The 15,540-nt window shown below is 71.8% G+C and carries 14 protein-coding genes; 3 read left to right on the top strand and 11 right to left on the bottom strand.

Features of this window, described 5'->3' with window-relative positions; genetic code table 11:
* Positions 1-37 precede the first annotated feature (37 nt).
* Positions 38-400 carry a sterol carrier family protein gene (locus Asi02nite_RS21065; RefSeq protein ID WP_203715480.1) on the bottom strand — a complete coding sequence of 121 codons (363 nt, stop codon included), beginning with the start codon at positions 398-400 and terminating at the stop codon, positions 38-40.
* 235 nt (positions 401-635) lie between these two features.
* On the opposite strand from Asi02nite_RS21065, the gene Asi02nite_RS21060 reads away from it, so the two are divergent.
* A complete protein-coding gene (locus Asi02nite_RS21060) occupies positions 636-2,492 on the top strand; it encodes a carboxypeptidase-like regulatory domain-containing protein (RefSeq protein WP_239126875.1) in 1,857 nt (618 codons plus the stop codon).
* A 103-nt stretch (positions 2,493-2,595) separates the two neighbouring features.
* On the opposite strand, the gene purL is transcribed toward Asi02nite_RS21060, so the two are convergent.
* From purL to purS, 3 genes are read right to left on the bottom strand one after another with little or no spacing between them, the layout of a single operon-like run.
* Positions 2,596-5,007 (bottom strand): phosphoribosylformylglycinamidine synthase subunit PurL, encoded by a 2,412-nt coding sequence (gene purL, locus Asi02nite_RS21055; RefSeq protein WP_203715478.1) that lies wholly within the window; start codon positions 5,005-5,007, stop codon positions 2,596-2,598.
* Positions 5,004-5,687, bottom strand: a complete 684-nt coding sequence (gene purQ / locus Asi02nite_RS21050; protein WP_203715477.1) for a phosphoribosylformylglycinamidine synthase subunit PurQ — start codon at positions 5,685-5,687, stop codon at positions 5,004-5,006. The genes purL and purQ overlap by 4 nt, the downstream gene beginning before the upstream one ends.
* Positions 5,684-5,953: a phosphoribosylformylglycinamidine synthase subunit PurS gene (gene purS, locus Asi02nite_RS21045; protein ID WP_203715476.1), complete on the bottom strand. Its 270-nt coding sequence runs from the start codon at positions 5,951-5,953 to the stop codon at positions 5,684-5,686. Before purS ends, purQ begins: the two co-directional genes overlap by 4 nt.
* A 408-nt stretch (positions 5,954-6,361) precedes the next feature.
* Here purS and Asi02nite_RS21040 point away from each other — a divergent pair, with 408 nt between their 5' ends.
* Positions 6,362-7,054, top strand: a complete 693-nt coding sequence (locus Asi02nite_RS21040; protein ID WP_203715472.1) for a S1 family peptidase — start codon at positions 6,362-6,364, stop codon at positions 7,052-7,054.
* A gap of 65 nt (positions 7,055-7,119) precedes the next feature.
* On the opposite strand, the gene purB is transcribed toward Asi02nite_RS21040, so the two are convergent.
* The 6 genes from purB to Asi02nite_RS21010 are packed head-to-tail and all read right to left on the bottom strand — an operon-like array spanning position 7,120 to position 13,694.
* Positions 7,120-8,544: an adenylosuccinate lyase gene (gene purB / locus Asi02nite_RS21035; RefSeq protein ID WP_203715471.1), complete on the bottom strand. Its 1,425-nt coding sequence runs from the start codon at positions 8,542-8,544 to the stop codon at positions 7,120-7,122.
* Positions 8,545-8,572: 28 nt separating this feature from the next.
* Positions 8,573-9,832, bottom strand: coding sequence for an MFS transporter (locus Asi02nite_RS21030; protein WP_203715470.1), 1,260 nt, complete (start codon positions 9,830-9,832; stop codon positions 8,573-8,575).
* Positions 9,829-10,377: a winged helix-turn-helix domain-containing protein gene (locus Asi02nite_RS21025; protein WP_203715469.1), complete on the bottom strand. Its 549-nt coding sequence runs from the start codon at positions 10,375-10,377 to the stop codon at positions 9,829-9,831. The genes Asi02nite_RS21030 and Asi02nite_RS21025 overlap by 4 nt, the downstream gene beginning before the upstream one ends.
* A gap of 60 nt (positions 10,378-10,437) precedes the next feature.
* Positions 10,438-12,024 carry an AMP-binding protein gene (locus Asi02nite_RS21020; RefSeq protein ID WP_239126872.1) on the bottom strand — a complete coding sequence of 529 codons (1,587 nt, stop codon included), beginning with the start codon at positions 12,022-12,024 and terminating at the stop codon, positions 10,438-10,440.
* Positions 12,021-13,235 (bottom strand): acyl-CoA dehydrogenase family protein, encoded by a 1,215-nt coding sequence (locus Asi02nite_RS21015; protein ID WP_203715468.1) that lies wholly within the window; start codon positions 13,233-13,235, stop codon positions 12,021-12,023. Before Asi02nite_RS21015 ends, Asi02nite_RS21020 begins: the two co-directional genes overlap by 4 nt.
* Positions 13,236-13,241: 6 nt before the next feature.
* Complete coding sequence (locus Asi02nite_RS21010) at positions 13,242-13,694, bottom strand: SCP2 sterol-binding domain-containing protein (protein WP_203715467.1); 453 nt, start codon at positions 13,692-13,694, stop codon at positions 13,242-13,244.
* A gap of 62 nt (positions 13,695-13,756) precedes the next feature.
* Between Asi02nite_RS21010 and Asi02nite_RS21005 the strand changes: the two genes are divergently transcribed.
* Complete coding sequence (locus Asi02nite_RS21005; protein WP_239126871.1) at positions 13,757-14,407, top strand: TetR/AcrR family transcriptional regulator; 651 nt, start codon at positions 13,757-13,759, stop codon at positions 14,405-14,407.
* Here the strand turns inward: Asi02nite_RS21005 and Asi02nite_RS21000 are convergent.
* Positions 14,346-15,540 (bottom strand): adenylosuccinate synthetase (locus tag Asi02nite_RS21000; protein WP_203715466.1); only part of this gene is annotated, 1,195 nt, incomplete at its 5' end. The two genes, Asi02nite_RS21005 and Asi02nite_RS21000, sit on opposite strands and share 62 nt — an antisense overlap.

Here is a 15,540-nt window from a genome sequence, read left to right as displayed (position 1 = left end):
GCGTGCGGACCGTCGAACGACCCGTTCAGGCGACCGCCTAATCCGGGCTGTCGGGGAGATATGGGGAAAGATCGGCGCGACCGCCGCTGGCCTTGATCTTTCCGGCGGCGACCGCTTCCGCCCACCGGAGCCGGCCCGTGGCGACCTTGATCCAGGTCACCCCGTCCATTTCGACCACATTGGAAGGGGTTCCTCGGGTATGTCGTGGTCCGGGAACGCATTGCACCGCACCGTATGGTGGGACGCGCACCTCGACCGAGCGGCCGGGCGCCCGCCTGGCTAGGTCGGTCAGCAGCGCACGCACAGCATCACGCAGAGTCACGTTATCCGGGCTGCCCCCAGCGTCGAGGGCGGCAAGGGCGGCGGCGACCGCGGGTGACTTATTGTGCGCAGGGGACATGACGGGACGATACGACCTTCTCGCGTTCCAGTTCCTTCGGCCCCTGGGTCGCGCTGACCCCGTCGGGCAAGGCATAGTGACCGACGGTGTACTCGTTCGGGGGTGAGACCGGAAGGCGGTGGACGTGACAACACACCGACGAGCCTTGCGTGTGCGGGCCGGTGTGGTCGTGGCGCTGATAGCTGGCGCGCTGGTCACCTTTTTTCCCAACCCCGCGCATGCAGAAGCTCCAGACGTGTCCGTCTCGGTGTCTCCCGACACCTTGGCACCCGGAGAGAGCGCGACCGTAACCGTCACGGTCGAGAACAACAACCAGCTACCGGGGCAGGTCACAGTACGCGTGTCCACGACCTTCGGCGAGCTGGAGTGTTCGCAGGGCTGTGAACCGCCGCCCCAGCAGATCAACAACGACGACGTCACCTTCACGGCACGCGTGACGGCGCGTGACGTCGCTGAGGGTCAGAGCCGGTCAGGCCAGGTCGTCGCCGTCGCCACGATCAACAACGAGAGCCGGCAGGCCACCGACAACGTCACGGTCCGCGGTCGCCAGCAGCAGCCGCCGGCGGTGCAGACGGTCAAGACGGTTACCGGCAAGGTCACCAACCAGTCCGACGGCAAGGCGGTCAACGGCGCCTACGTCGCGTTGCGTGACGGTGCGAGCAAGCTTCACGAGACGTTCGCCAGCGCGAACGGCACGTTCCGGTTCGAAGGCAGCGCGCAGGACCCGATCGCGCCGGGCCGGATCACCATCGGCGCGCAGCAGGGCGAGCAGCGGAACCTCAAGACCATCACCGCGAACGCCGGGCAGAACGTGTCCGGGGTGCTGATCACTCTCCAGGTCGCCACCGCGCCCACCGCGACCCCGAGCACCGTGCCGACCGAGGACGCGCCGCTCGACGAGGAGCCGACCGACACCGAGGCCACCGAGTCCGGGATCGCGGCCGCGCCGGCCGGCAACACCGATGAGGGCGGCGGCTTCGGCAACTGGCTCGTCGTGCTCGGCGGCGGCCTGCTCGTCGCGTTCGGCGTCGGCGGCATCGTCTGGGTCATGCTCCGCCGCAAGGAGAACGACGACCCCGACGGCGAGAGCGCCAACACCGGCGTACGCCCGGCTGTCCCGGCGGGTGGCGCGGCCGGCGGTTACCGCGGTGGCGCCGACGACGCGACCCGGATCGCCGGCCCGCCGATGGGCGGTGCCATGGCCGACGCGCCGACGATGCTGCACAGCCGCCCGCCGGTCGACGAGTTCCCCGACCCCTACGGCGCACCGATGCCGCAGCCCGGTTGGGGTGGCGCCGGCAACGGCGGCTACGGCCCGCCCACGCAGGTCGGCGGCTACGACCAGTCGACGCAGATGTACGACGGCGCACCGACCCAGTTCGGCAACGCGCCGGGCTCGGGCGGCGGCTACGGCGCCGGCAACGGCTACCCCGACGCGCCCGGCTCGGGCGGCGGGGGCTACGGCGGCGCGCCGTCCTCGGGCGGCGGCTACGGTGCCGCCCCGGGCGGGGGTTACCCGCAGGCCGGCGGCTACGGCGGCGACCAGCGCTTCGACGAGCCCACGGGCCGCTACGAGCCGGCCTCCGGTGGGGGCGGCTACGGCGGTGCCCGCGACAACGGCTTCCCGGCCCGTGACAACGGTTTCCCGGCCCGTGACAACGGCTTCCCGGCCGGCGGTCAGGGCTACGGAGGCGGCAACGGCTACGGCGACGACCGCGGTGGCTACGCTGCCGAGCCCAACGGCTACGACCAGGGCGGCGGCAACGGCTACGGCGGCGGCCAGCGGGGCGGCTACGACCAGGGTGGCGGTGGCTACGACCAGGGCGGTGCCGGTTACGGCGGCGGCCAGGGCGGTGGCTACGACGAGACCCGCGGCTATCCGGCCGGTCCGGGCGGCGGCGCCGACTACGGTCGCGGCGGCTACGAGGGCGGCCCGGGTTACGTGCCCGAGCAGCGCGGCGGCGGCAACTACGGCGGCCAGAACGGCGGCTACGACGACCGCGGCGACTACCAGGACGACCAGCAGGGCGGCCGCGCCCGCCACGGCGGCCGCGGCGGCGACCGCCGCGAGCTAGGTTGGCTGGACGACTGACCGCACAGCGACATGACGAAGGGGGCCGCGAAAGCGGCCCCCTTCTTCGTTGTCCGGGCACGAAAAAGGGGCCGCTGCCCGCGGCCCCCTTTTCTGAGTTCGGTCAGTCCTCGACCGGCAGCGCCGCGCCGAACAGCTTCGGCATCGTGGCCGTGTGCACCTCGCGCAGCTCGTCGAGCGGCACCGAGAACTGGCCGCGGATGTCGAGTGCCGCGTTCTCGCCGTCGGTCACGCCGATCGGGGTCCACGGGACGCCCTGCTCGACGCAGAGACCCGTGAAGGCCTTCTCGTGACCGCGCGGCACGGACACCACCGCCCGGCCGGCGGACTCGCTGAACAGGTAGACGAACGGCATCGAGCCCGCCGAGAACTCCTCCGGCAGCGCGATCCGGGCGCCGACGCCGTTGCGCAGGCTCGCCTCCACCAGCGCCTGGGCCAGGCCGCCGTCCGAGACGTCGTGCGCCGCGCTCAGGTGGCCGACCCGGGATGCCTCGGCGAGCACGTTCGCCAGCGCCCGCTCCCGCTCCAGGTCGACCTTCGGCGGAACGCCACCGAGGTGCTGGTGGGTGACCCAGGCCCACTCGGAGCCGGACAGCTCGTTGGCCGTCTCGCCGAGCAGGAAGATCAGGTCGCCGTCGCCGGTCGCCGGCTGGGTGAAGCCGATCGGCACCCGCTCGGCCACGTCGTCGATCACGCCGAGCACGCCGACGACCGGCGTCGGGTGGATCGCGGCGGCACCGGTCTGGTTGTAGAAGCTGACGTTGCCGCCCGTCACCGGGATGCCCAGCTCCTGGCAGCCGTCGGCCAGGCCGCGGACCGCCTCGGCGAACTGCCACATGACCGCCGGGTCCTCGGGCGAGCCGAAGTTGAGGCAGTTGGTCACCGCGACCGGCTTGGCACCGGTGACGGCCACGTTGCGGTAGCTCTCGGCGAGCGCCAGCTTGGCACCGTTGTAGGGGTCGAGCCGGGCGAACCGGCCGTTGCCGTCGACCGACATCGCCACGCCGAGCCCGCTCGCCTCGTCGACGCGGATCACGCCCGCGTCCTCGGGCTGGGCCAGCACGGTGTTGCCGAGCACGTACCGGTCATATTGCTCGGTCACCCACGACTTGTCGCAGAGGTTCGGCGAGCCGATCATGCGCAGCAGGGTGGCCTTGAGGTCCTCCGGCGTCGCCGGCCGGGGCAGCGTCTCGGCCCGGTCGGCCTGCAGCAGGATGAGGTCGGCGGGCTCCCGCATCGGCCGGGCGTAGACCGGGCCGTCGTCGACCAGCGAGGCCGGCGGCACGTCGACGACCAGGTTGTCCCGCCAGGTGATCCGGAGCCGGCCGGGCAGGCCGCTGACCTCGGACGGGGTGACCTCGCCGATCGCGGTGGCCAGCACGCCCCACTTCTCGGCCACGCCGAGCACCTCGTCGAGCTGCTCGGGCTTGACGATCAGGAGCATCCGCTCCTGCGACTCGCTGGCCAGGATCTCGTGCGGCTCCATCGACGGCTCGCGCAGCGGCACCCGCTCGAGCCAGACCCGCATGCCGGTGCCGGCGGAAGCCGACGTCTCGGTCAGCGCGCAGGTCAGGCCGGCACCGCCGAGGTCCTGGATGCCGACGACCAGGTTGGCGTCGTAGAGCTCGAGGCAGGCCTCGATCAGCAGCTTCTCGGTGAACGGGTCGCCGACCTGCACCGACGGGCGGCGCGCCTGGCTGCCGTCGTCGAAGGTCGCGCTGGCCAGCACGGACACGCCGCCGATGCCGTCGCGGCCCGTCTTGGCGCCCATCAGCACCACGATGTTGCCGGGGCCGGCCGCGTCCTTCTTCTGCAGCCGGTCGACCGGCAGCACGCCGAGGCAGAGCGCGTTGACCAGCGGGTTGCCCTGATATGTCGGGTCGAAGACGACCTCGCCGCCGATGTTCGGCAGGCCGAGGCAGTTGCCGTAGCCGCCGATGCCGGCGACCACGCCGGGCAGCACGCGGGCGGTGTCCTCGTGGTCGGCCGCGCCGAACCGCAGCGGGTCCATCACGGCGACCGGTCGGGCACCCATCGCGAGGATGTCGCGGACGATGCCACCGACGCCGGTCGCGGCGCCCTGGTAGGGCTCGACGAAGCTCGGGTGGTTGTGCGACTCGACCTTGAAGGTCACCGCCAGCTCATCCGTGATCTTGATGACGCCGGCGTTCTCGCCGATGCCGGCGAGCATGCGGTCGCTGGGCGGCTGCTTCTCGCCGAACTGGCGCAGGTGCACCTTGCTCGACTTGTACGAGCAGTGCTCGCTCCACATGATCGAGTACATCGCCAGCTCGGACTGGGTCGGCCGGCGGTCGAGGATGCCGCGGATCCGCTCGTACTCGTCGTCGCGGAGTCCCAGCTCGGCGAACGGCTGCAGCTCACCGGGAGTGCCGTTGGCCCGCTCGACGGTGTCAGGACCGTCCAGGCTGTCGTACGGAGAAACCTGGGCGGGCGGCCGGGCCGCCCCGCTCACTTCGTCCGCCTCACTCGAGGTCGTGTCAGGTGCGGTCGTCATGCCGGGGCCCCCGCCAGGTGCTTGAGAATCGAGGTGAAGAAGCCCAGCCCGTCGAGCGACGGACCGGTCAGTGCCTCGATCGCGTGCTCGGGGTGGGGCATGAGCCCGACGACGTTGCCGGCCTCGTTGGTGACGCCGGCGATGTCCCGCTCGGAGCCGTTGGGGTTGCCGCGCAGGTAGGTCGCCACGATCCGGCCGGTGGCGGCGAGCTCGTCGAGCGTCGCCGCGTCGGCCACGTAGCGCCCCTCGCCGCTCTTGAGCGGAACCAGGATCTCCTGGTCGGCCTCGAACGAGTTGGTCCAGGCCGTGCTCGCGGCGTGGACCCGCAGCCACTGGTCACGGTTGCGGAAGTGGAGGTGGCTGTTGCGGGTGAGCGCACCCGGCAACAGGTGTGCCTCGCAGAGGATCTGGAAGCCGTTGCAGATGCCGAGCACCGGGAGCCCGCCGCGGGCACCGTCGATGATCGACTCCATCACGGGCGCGAACCGGGCGATGGCGCCGGTGCGCAGGTAGTCGCCGTAGGAGAAGCCGCCGGGCAGCACCACGGCGTCGACCCCGTGCAGGTCGGCGTCGCCGTGCCACAGGCGCACCGCCTCACCACCCGCGACCCGGACGGCACGCGCGGCGTCACCGTCGTCGAGCGAGCCCGGGAACGTCACGACCCCGACGCGGGCAGTCATGACGGGTCACCCGCGGGAACGGCCGCCGGCTCGTCGACCTCCTGGATGACGAAGTCCTCGATGACCGGGTTGGCGAGCAGCTTGTCGGCGATCTCGCGGACCCGCTCGGGGTCGGCGGCGCCGGTGAACTCGATCTCGATGCGCCGCCCGATGCGCACGGAGGAGACATCGCTGATGCCGAGCCGCGGCAGCGCGTTCGCGACCGCTTGGCCCTGAGGATCGAGGATCTCCGGCTTGAGCATGACGTCGACGACGACGCGAGCCACTTGGCACTCCTGACTTTCGTACGCGGTAAGCGCGCCAAGAGTACCCGGTAGATAGACGCTGACCGGCACCCGCCCAGGCCTTGGACAGCCGTCGTGGACAGGGATTACGCACGCACCGCCGGCGCCGTCACGCGCACGGCGAGCGTGGGAGTAGCTACCGGCCGCCACATATCGGATCAAGGACAACTTCACTCTCTTCCGCGAGCCAGTGAAGATCGCGATGGGATTTCCGCCACTGGCGGCGCGGGCAGTGTCGCCGACCGCGACAGGCGGGCGCATTCGCGGCGAACGGGACGAGCGCCCCGGCATCACCGCGGTCGTATGACCTGAATTCGATGATTGCGAATACGTCGATATCACAATAGGGTCTCGGGCAGTCCGATCCACCCCCCTCGGATAGGAGCCCAGATGCGCACACGCCTCACCCTGGCCGCGCTCGCCATCGGTCTGACCGGAGTCTTCCTCGCCCCCAGCGCCGCCGGCGCCGCACCCGTCGCGCCCTCCGGCCCGGACCAGATCATCGGTGGCAGCACGGTCGCGTCCGCGCCGTGGGCGGCCGCGGTGTTCAGCAACGGCTCGTTCACCTGCTCGGGCACGATCATCGCGCCGACCTGGGTGCTCACCGCCCGGCACTGCGTGAGCGGCTCGATGTCGGTGCGCGTCGGCAGCGTCAACCGGGGCTCCGGCGGCGTCACCCGCACGGTGAGCGCCAGCTACAGCCGGTACGACCTCGCCCTGATGCGGCTGAGCAGCGCGGTGAGCACGAGCTACGTGACGCTCTCCAGCGCGTACCCGCCGGTCAACTCCACCAACACGATCTACGGCTGGGGCATGACCTGCTACAGCGGCTGCTCCGCGTCGACCGTGCTCAAGACCGCGTCCGTGCGGGTGACCAGCACGAACGTCACCGACGCGTACGGCGGCCGGGCGATCCGCAGCACCCGGGTCAACGGCAACGCGTGGCGCGGCGACTCCGGTGGCCCGCAGTTCTACAACGGCGCGCAGGTCGGCGTCGCGTCCACCGCCGACGGCGTCAACATCCAGAACTACGGCAGCGTCGCCTACAACCGGGCGTGGATCACCTCCACCGCCGGCGTCTGACAGACAACGCTCTCCCACAAAGACGGCGTGGCGCCCAACCCCCGGGGCGCCACGCCGTCGAGGGTCTAGAGGATGGGTCGCGGTGAATAGCCGGCGGCCGCCGGGTGTCGCCGGACGACCTCGTCGATCTTCGAAGCGACCGCGGCCACCTGGGCACCGGCCGCGCCGACGAAGGCCGCCCGGTCGGCGACCAGCGCGTCGATCTCGCCGCGGGTCAGGCCCAGCCGGCCGTCGGCGGCGAGCCGGTCGAACAGGTCGTTCTCGGTGCTGCCCTTCTCGCGCATGGACAGCGCCACGGCCACCGCGTTCTCCTTGATCACCTCGTGCGCCGTCTCGCGACCGACGCCTCGCCGTACCGCGGCGACCAGGATCTTGGTCGTGGCCAGGAACGGCAGGTAGCGGTCGAGCTCGCGGGCCACCACCGCCGGATAGACGCCGAACTCGTCGAGCACCGTGAGGAACGTCTGGAACAGGCCGTCGGTGGCGAAGAACGCGTCGGGCAGTGCGACCCGGCGCACCACCGAGTCGGACACGTCGCCCTCGTTCCACTGGTCGCCCGCCAGCTCGCCGATCATCGAGACGTAGCCGCGGACCACCACCGCGAGCCCGTTGACCCGCTCGCTCGATCGGGTGTTCATCTTGTGCGGCATCGCGCTGGAGCCGACCTGGCCCGGCCGGAAGCCCTCGGTGACCAGCTCCTGGCCGACCATCAGCCGGATCGTCGTGGCCAGGCTGCTCGGCGCGGCGACCACCTGGGCCAGCGCGGTGACGACGTCGAGGTCGAGCGAGCGCGGGTAGACCTGGCCGACGCTGCTGAGCACCGACGAGAAGCCGAGGTGCGCGGCGACCCGCCGCTCCAGCTCGGCGACCTTGGCCGCGTCGCCGTCGAAGAGGTCGAGCTGGTCGGCGGCGGTGCCGACCGGGCCCTTGATGCCCCGCAGCGGATAGCGGGCGATCAGGTCGTCGAGCCGCTGGTACGCGATCAGCAGCTCCTCGCCGGCCGAGGCGAACCGCTTGCCGAGCGTCGTCGCCTGCGCCGCCACGTTGTGCGAGCGGCCGGCCATCACCAGCGCCTCGTGCTCGACCGCCAGCCGGGCCAGCCGGCCCAACGCGGCGACGACCCGGTCGCGGACCAGCTCCAGCGACGAGCGGATCTGCAGCTGCTCCACGTTCTCGGTGAGATCGCGGGAGGTCATCCCTTTGTGGATCTGCTCGTGGCCGGCCAGCGCCGCGAACTCCTCGATCCGGGCCTTGACATCGTGCCGGGTGACCCGCTCCCGCTCGGCGATGGACCCGAGGTCGACGTCGTCGAGCACGGCCCGGTAGGCCTCGACGACCCCGTCGGGCACGTCGATGCCGAGGTCGCGCTGTGCCTCCAGCACCGCGATCCACAGCCGTCGCTCCAGCTTCACCTTCTCGGTCGGCGACCAGAGCGCGACCAGCTCGGGAGAGGCGTAACGGGCGGCGAGAACGTTGGGTACCTGTGTCACCCGGCCATTCTGGCACCGACCGCCGGGCTCAGATCGCGTGGCGTAGGTGACGGACGTCGCGGCTGAGCAGCATCGCCACGGTGGCCAGGGCCATCAGCGCGGCCGCGCCGACCAGGGTCGGGCGCACCCCGAAGTGCTCCGCGAGGGGCCCCGCGGCGACCTGGCCGATCGGCACCGCGAGGATCGAGCCGAGCATGTCGTACGAGTAGACCCGGGCCAGCAGGTCGCTGGGCACGTGCTCCTGCATGGTGGTGTCCCAGGCGACCGCGAACTGCTCGAGCGCGAACCCGACCGCGAAACCGGCCAGCAGCAGGACCGGCACCACGGACGTCACGCCGAGGGCCAGCACCAGCACCGCGTCCCCGATGCACCACAGCACGCCGTAGAAGAGCAGCCGGCCCACCCGGACCCGCATCGCGACCAGGGCGCCGACGATCATGCCGGCGGTCTCCACCGCCAGTATCAGGCCCCAGGCGGCGCGGCCAAACGTCGCGTCGGCAACCACCGGGCCCAGCACGTTGACCGAACCCGCCAGCACCGCATTGATCACGCAGAAGCCGGCGACCACCGCCCACAGCCAGGTACGGCTCGCGAAGGCCGACCAGCCGAGCCGCATCTCGGTGAAGATGCCGGTGCGTTCGACCACCGCCGGCTTGTCGGTCTTCGGCAGCCGGACCATCGCGAAGAACAGTCCGGCGAGCAGGAAGGTGCTGGCGTCGACCGCGAGGCCCCAGCCCGGCCCGGCCGTTGCCACGAGCAGGCCGCCGAGGGACGCGCCGGCGATCATCGCGGAGTTCCAGCCGATCCGGTTGATGGCGTTCGCCTGCTGGAGCACGGCTGACGGCACGGTCTGCGGCAGGATCGCCGAAATCGCCGGGAACGCGAACGCGGCCGCGACGCCGTTGACCGCCGAGAGCGCGAGCAGCGACGGGATGGTCGCGGTGCCGGTGAGCACGGTGACCGCAACCGCCGCCTGGGTCAGGCCGGCCAGTGTGGACGCGCCGACCATCACCAGGTGACGCGGCAGCCGGTCGGCGATCACGCCGCCGAACAGGATGAAGACGACGTTTGCCAGCGATCGGGCGCCGACGACCAAGCCGACGTCGCGGGCCGAGCCGGTGAGGTCGAGCACCGCGAACGACAGCGCGATCGGTGCCACCGCGTTGCCGAGCATGGTGGTGGTGCGGCCCGCGATGAGGTACCGGAACGGCCGGTACCGCAGCGGTGCCAGCAGGCCCGGGCGGGGTTCCTCCGGTGTGGTCGGCGGAGCAGGGGTGACGGTGCTCATTTCGCGTCGGTCTCCATCCTGAACAGCGCTATCGAGGCGTTGACCCGGATCGTCCCGGGGGTACGCGGTGCCTCCGCGGCCCGGTGGAGGATCCGGCTCGCCTCGTCGACCCGCCGCTCCACCTCGGCCCAGACGGCGGGATCCACCCAGAGCTCGGCGTCGGTGAAGTGGTTGTCGGGGGCCCGCTTCATCGCCCGCGACCGCCGCCGCAACTCGGTCGCCAGGGCTTCGTACATCAGCATGTGGTGAGGTGTCGGCGCCGTGCCCTCGGGAATCGGCACTCTCGGCCGGGCGCAATCGGCCTCGGCGTTGTGCCGGTAGCGCTTCGCCACCCCGCCACGGATCTTCTCCTCGCCGGCCGCCTCGATCTGCCCAGCGGCGAGCAGGTGCCGCAGGTGGTAGCTGGCGTTGGCGTGCGTGAGGTCCAGCTCCCGCGCCACCTCGGCGGCGGTCATCGCGGCGCCGGTCAGCAGCGAGAGGATCCGCAGCCGGAGCGGGTGCGCCAACGCCCGCAGCTTGACGGTCTGGTCCTCCTCCAAAGACATGTTTGGGAGTATGCGACACATCGACGCACACTGTCAAACGAACATTTGGGAGTACGAGGGTCAGAGCGCGCGCTTGATGACCTTGCCGGTCGCCGTCCGCGGCAGGGCGGCCAGGAAGCGCACGTCGCGCGGCACCGCGAAGGCCGCACCGTGTCGCCGCACGTGTTCGCGCACGTCGTCGGCCGACACCGACGCTCCCGCGTGGCAGACCACGTGCGCCGCCAGCCGCTGGCCGAAGGTCGGGTCCGGGACGCCGACGACCGCGACCTCGCGTACGCCCGGGAGTGTCGCGAGGAGGTCTTCCACCGCGGAGGGGAACACGTTCTCGCCGCCCGAGACGACCATGTCGTCGGCCCGGCCCGACACGGTCAGCAGGCCGGACGCGTCCAGCACGCCGAGATCACCCGTGGCCAGCAGGCCGTCGCGGGACTCGACGCCGCCGAGGTCGCCGGCGTACCCCTCGAAGAGCATGTCGTTGCCCACGAAGATGCGCCCGACGGTGCCGGGCGGGACGGGCGAGCCGTCGGCGCCCAGGATCATGACCCGGGTGCCGCGCGGTGGGCGACCCGCGGTCGCGGGTGAGCGGCGCAGTTCCGCCGGCGTCGCCACGGAGGCCCAGGACACCTCGGTCGAGCCGTAGAGGTTGTAGAGCACGTCGCCGTGGGTGTCCATGAAACGGGTGGCGAGGTCGCCGGGGAGAGCGGAACCGCTGACCGCGACGACCCGCACGCCAGGCAGGACGGCGCCGGCGTCCAGGAGCCGGGAGAGCATCACGGGCACGGCGAACACGCCCGTGCACCGGTGGGTCCGCACCGTGTCCACAAGGGACTCCGGCGCGAAGCGCGGTGTCAGCACGACGGAGGCCCGCAGGCCGAACGCGAGTTGCAGGGCGGCGTAGCCCCAGGTGTGGAACAGCGGTGCCGCGATCATCAGCCGGTCGCCGGCCTGCACGGGGATGCGGTCGAGGATGGACACCAACGGCCCGAGCCCGGCCGGATTGGGCCGCCGCGCGCCCTTCGGCGTGCCGGTCGTGCCGGAGGTCAGCACGACCGTGGGCCCGGGTCGGCGCGGTGGTGTCAACGGGCCGCCGGGATCCGGGAGCGCTTCGAAGCCGGCCGACGAGAGGGTGGCCGTGCCCGACACGGAGAACTCGGGGTCGTGCACCACCAACCGCAACCCGTGGTCCCGGACGACAGCGGCGATCTGCGCGGCGGAAAAGGCGGTGTTGATCAGCACGACGTCGGCCCCGAGCAGAGACAGCGCAACCGCCGACAACACGAACCCACGGTGGTTCCGGCAGAGCACCCCGACCCGATCACCAGGCCCGATCCCCGCCCCGCCACCGACCGCCGCGCCGCCCGCCTGGCCGTCGGCCGCAGCCTGGACGGCCGGCAGGTCCGTCGTCTGGCGAAGCGAGCGCGCCAGGCGGAGCGCCTGGTCCCGCACCTCTGCATAAGTCAGGGTGCCTGCCGGGTCGGCCAGGGCCACCCGCGACGGCGAGCGTGCGGCCGCCGACAGCAGTGACCCACCGAGCCCGTACCCCCAGCGGCGCAACGCGCCGATCTGGGCCGGCACGCGGTGCGGCGCAGCCGGGGTGAGCAGCCCCCGCCGGGCGAGGGTCACCACGGCGTGCGCCGCCGGCGTCACCGGATCTGGTGCCCCGAGATCGCCCGGGAGACCACCAGCCGCTGGATCTCCGAGGTGCCCTCGAAGATGGTGTAGATCTTGGCGTCGCGGTACCAGCGCTCGACCGGGTGGTCGCGCACGAAGCCGGCGCCGCCCAGGATCTGCAGGGCCTTTCCGGTCACGGAGACCGCCACCTCGCCGGCGCGCAGCTTCGACATCGAGCCCTCGCCCGCCGCGAACGGCCGGTTGTTGCGGCCCATCCAGGCTGCCCGCCAGACGAGCAGCCGGGCGGCGTCGATGTCGGTGCGCATGTCGGCCAGCGCGAAGGCCACCGCCTGGTTCTCGATGATCGGCCGACCGAACTGCACGCGCTCCTTGGCGTAGTCGAGGGCGTATTCATGCGCCGCCCGGGCCACCCCGAGCGCCTGCGCGCCCACGGTCGGCCGGGTGATCTCGAACGTGCGCATCGCCGACGACGACTGCGAGCGCTGCCCGGACCGCGCCCGGTCGAGTCGCTGCTCCAGCGCGTCCCGGCCGCCCAGCAGGCACGCACCCGGCACCCGCACGTCGTCGAGGAAGACGTCGGCGGTGTGCGAGGCCCGCAACCCGAGCTTCTTCAGCTTGCGCGACGCCGCCAGGCCCTTCGTGCCGGGCGGCACCACGAAAGCGGCCTGCCCGCGCGCGCCCAACGCCGGGTCGACGCTGGCCGTCACCACGTGCACGCCGGCGATGCCGCCGTTGGTGGCGTAGGCCTTCTGCCCGGAGAGGACCCACTCGTCGGTCGCGGCGTCGTAGACGGCCCGGGTGCGCATCGCGCCGACGTCGGAGCCGGCCTCGGGCTCGGTCGAGCAGAACGCGGCGACCGCCGGCTCGTCGACGGAGCCGAAGCACTGAGGCACCCATTCGACCAGTTGGTCGGGCGTACCCGATCCGTAGATGGCGGCGACGGCGAGTGACGTGCCCATGATGGCCAGCCCGATGCCGGCGTCGCCCCAGAACAGCTCCTCGCTGGCCAGCGGCAGCGACAGCCCGGTCGGATCGGCCCAGGCGTTGGCCAGGAACTCGAAGTCGTAGAGCCCGACCTTGGCCGCCTCCTGGATCACCGGCCAGGGCGCCTCCTCGCGGGCGTCCCACTCGGCCGCGGCCGGGCGCACGACGTCGGCCGCGAAGCCGTGCACCCAGTCGCGCAGGTCGCGCTGTTCCTCACTGAGGTCGAGCGAGAACTCGGCCATCAGAGGTCAGGCCTTGGGGATGTCGAACAGGTTGGCGATGTTGGCGGCCAGGCCCAGGTCGCCCTTGGCCTTCAGCTTGCCGGTCATGAACATCATCACGGGGTTGCCGCTGCCGGAGACGATCTTCAGGAAGTCGACCGGGCCCATGCTCAGCGACAGCCGCGGGTCGCGCTCGGCGGTGTTGTTGACGGTGCAGGCGCCGTCTTCGATGACGACCTCGTAGGTGTCGCTGCCACCGTCCGGGCGACCGGTGATGGTCCAGTGGATCACCGCGTTGGTCGAGCCGGCGCGGTCGGCGCGGAACAGGGCCGGCATCCGCTCGAAGACCTGGTCGAGCACCTTGCCCCGGGCGTCGCTCTCCATGATCTCGGCGATCTTGGCGTCGGGCGTGGACTTGACCAGCTGTGCGAACTCCTTGGGACCGACCGAGACGAACTGGGCCGGATCGAAGTCAGACATCGCGACGCTACCCTTCACAATGAAAATAACCTACCGAGCAGTAACCTTACGCAGGAGTAGATATGCTCGCAAGCGTGGCGAGCCGGCCGACGTTCAAACGCCTGCCCCGTGCGGTCCGTGAGCAGCAGATGCTCGACGCGGCCGTCCGGGTGTTCTCCCGGCGCGGCTTCCACGAGGCCAGCATGGACGAGATCGCCGACGAGGCCGGCATCTCCAAACCCATGGTGTACGCGTACCTCGGCAGCAAGGACGACCTGTTCCGCGCCTGTGTCAACCGCGAGGGCACGCGCCTGCTGGAGTCCATCGTCTCCGTGGTCGGCGACGACCTCCCGGCCGACGAGCAGCTCTGGCGCGGGCTGCGCGGCTTCTTCGCCTTCGTGGGCGCGCACCGCGACGGTTGGGCGGTGCTCTACCGCCAGGCCAAGAGCCGCCAGCCGTTCGCCGACGACCTGGCCGCGCTGCGCACCCGCATCGTCGCGGTGGTCGCCGGCATGCTCGGCCGGGCGGTCCAGGCGGCCCGGACGAGCGCGCACGAACAGGACCTGACCGCCAGCGCGTACGCCCTGGTCGGCGCGGCCGAGTCGATCGCCGACTGGCTGGCCGACCACCCGGAGGCCGACCCCGACCACTCGGCCGCGCGACTGATGAACTTCAGCTGGCTCGGCGCGCGCCAGCTCCTGCAGGGTGAGCTCTGGCAGCCCAGTTCGGCCTGAGCACCTGCTTCCCGTCGGCCGTCGGGCCGTGCGAGGTCACCACCACCGGCGTGTCCAGCGCCTCGGACACCGCGCCCGGCCAGTCGACCGGCGCGGCGGTGTAGCGCGGCCGCGTGCGCATCAGCCGGCGGCTCAACGCCTCCTGCCGATCCAGGTCACCGGCCGGGCCGGGGACCAGCCGGTCCGTCCAGTCGTACGCGGAGCAGAACTTCAGCGCCGGCGACGCCACGTCGAGGTGGGTCAGCGCGATCCCGTCGACCCCGCCGCACACCTCCACCGCGTACCGGTGGGCGACCGCGTCGAAGTGTCCGAACCGGAACCGGCCCTGCCACCGGTTGGTCGGGTTGTTCGGGTCCGTCAACGGCAGGCCCGGGTCCTCCGTCACCAACGGACCCGGGCCGTGCCGCGTGGTCACCACCCGGAGCACGCCGAGCCGGGTCGCGTTGCCTGCCTGACCCCCATCAGAAAGCAACGTCTCCGCGTTGTCGAACGTCGTCGTGCTCCAGGTGGTGTAGGGGTGGAACCCGTGCCACTCGTCGAGCAGCACCCCCTGCGCTCCCTCGAAGACCACTGGACCGATGGCCAGCAGGTTGCCGAGGAACGCCCGGCTGACGATCGGCACCCGCGCGGCGAACGCGCCGAAGGCGCGCACCGTCGCGTCGATCGGTGGCACGTCGAGCGGACCCAGCTCGTCGACCAGCCGATCACGCAGCACCGTCAGCTTCGCGCCGAGCACCCCGGGTGCCTGAGCATCGGCCACCCGGGGCGCGTCGGCGGGGTGGGCGAGGGCGTACCCCATAGCCTCGCCCACCCCCTTGCCGCAGGACCCATGCCGGTGGGCCCCACGGGCAATCTCCCGGGCGCGGTTGGCGGCCCGGTGATAAGGCGTGGCGAGCAACGCGTCCCCCTCGACCGTCAGACGGTCGAACGCGTCCGGCACACCGATGTCGGCCAGGTGGTCGGCCTCGACGACCAGCGCGAGCGGGTCGACCACCATGAACCGGGACAGGTGTGTGTGCACGCCACGCAACGTGCCGGCGCCGAACTGGGCGAAGACATGACGCCGCCCGTCAGGCAGGACGACACTGTGGCCGGCCTGCCCGCCCCCGTTGTACCGCACCACTGCGGCAACC

This window comes from Asanoa siamensis (genome assembly GCF_016862555.1).
In the GTDB taxonomy this organism is placed as follows: domain Bacteria; phylum Actinomycetota; class Actinomycetes; order Mycobacteriales; family Micromonosporaceae; genus Asanoa; species Asanoa siamensis.
Note: the sequence above shows the minus strand (reverse complement) of the source record. Positions and strands in the feature narration are given on the sequence as shown.

Coding starts and splice junctions, on each gene's coding strand:
- Asi02nite_RS21065 (WP_203715480.1), bottom strand. CDS start 400: ATGTCCCCTGCGCACAATAAGTCACCCGCGGTCGCCGCCGCCCTTGCC.
- purL (WP_203715478.1), bottom strand. CDS start 5,007: ATGACGACCGCACCTGACACGACCTCGAGTGAGGCGGACGAAGTGAGC.
- purQ (WP_203715477.1), bottom strand. CDS start 5,687: ATGACTGCCCGCGTCGGGGTCGTGACGTTCCCGGGCTCGCTCGACGAC.
- Asi02nite_RS21040 (WP_203715472.1), top strand. CDS start 6,362: ATGCGCACACGCCTCACCCTGGCCGCGCTCGCCATCGGTCTGACCGGA.
- Asi02nite_RS21030 (WP_203715470.1), bottom strand. CDS start 9,832: ATGAGCACCGTCACCCCTGCTCCGCCGACCACACCGGAGGAACCCCGC.
- Asi02nite_RS21025 (WP_203715469.1), bottom strand. CDS start 10,377: ATGTCTTTGGAGGAGGACCAGACCGTCAAGCTGCGGGCGTTGGCGCAC.
- Asi02nite_RS21015 (WP_203715468.1), bottom strand. CDS start 13,235: ATGGCCGAGTTCTCGCTCGACCTCAGTGAGGAACAGCGCGACCTGCGC.
- Asi02nite_RS21010 (WP_203715467.1), bottom strand. CDS start 13,694: ATGTCTGACTTCGATCCGGCCCAGTTCGTCTCGGTCGGTCCCAAGGAG.
- Asi02nite_RS21005 (WP_239126871.1), top strand. CDS start 13,757: ATGCTCGCAAGCGTGGCGAGCCGGCCGACGTTCAAACGCCTGCCCCGT.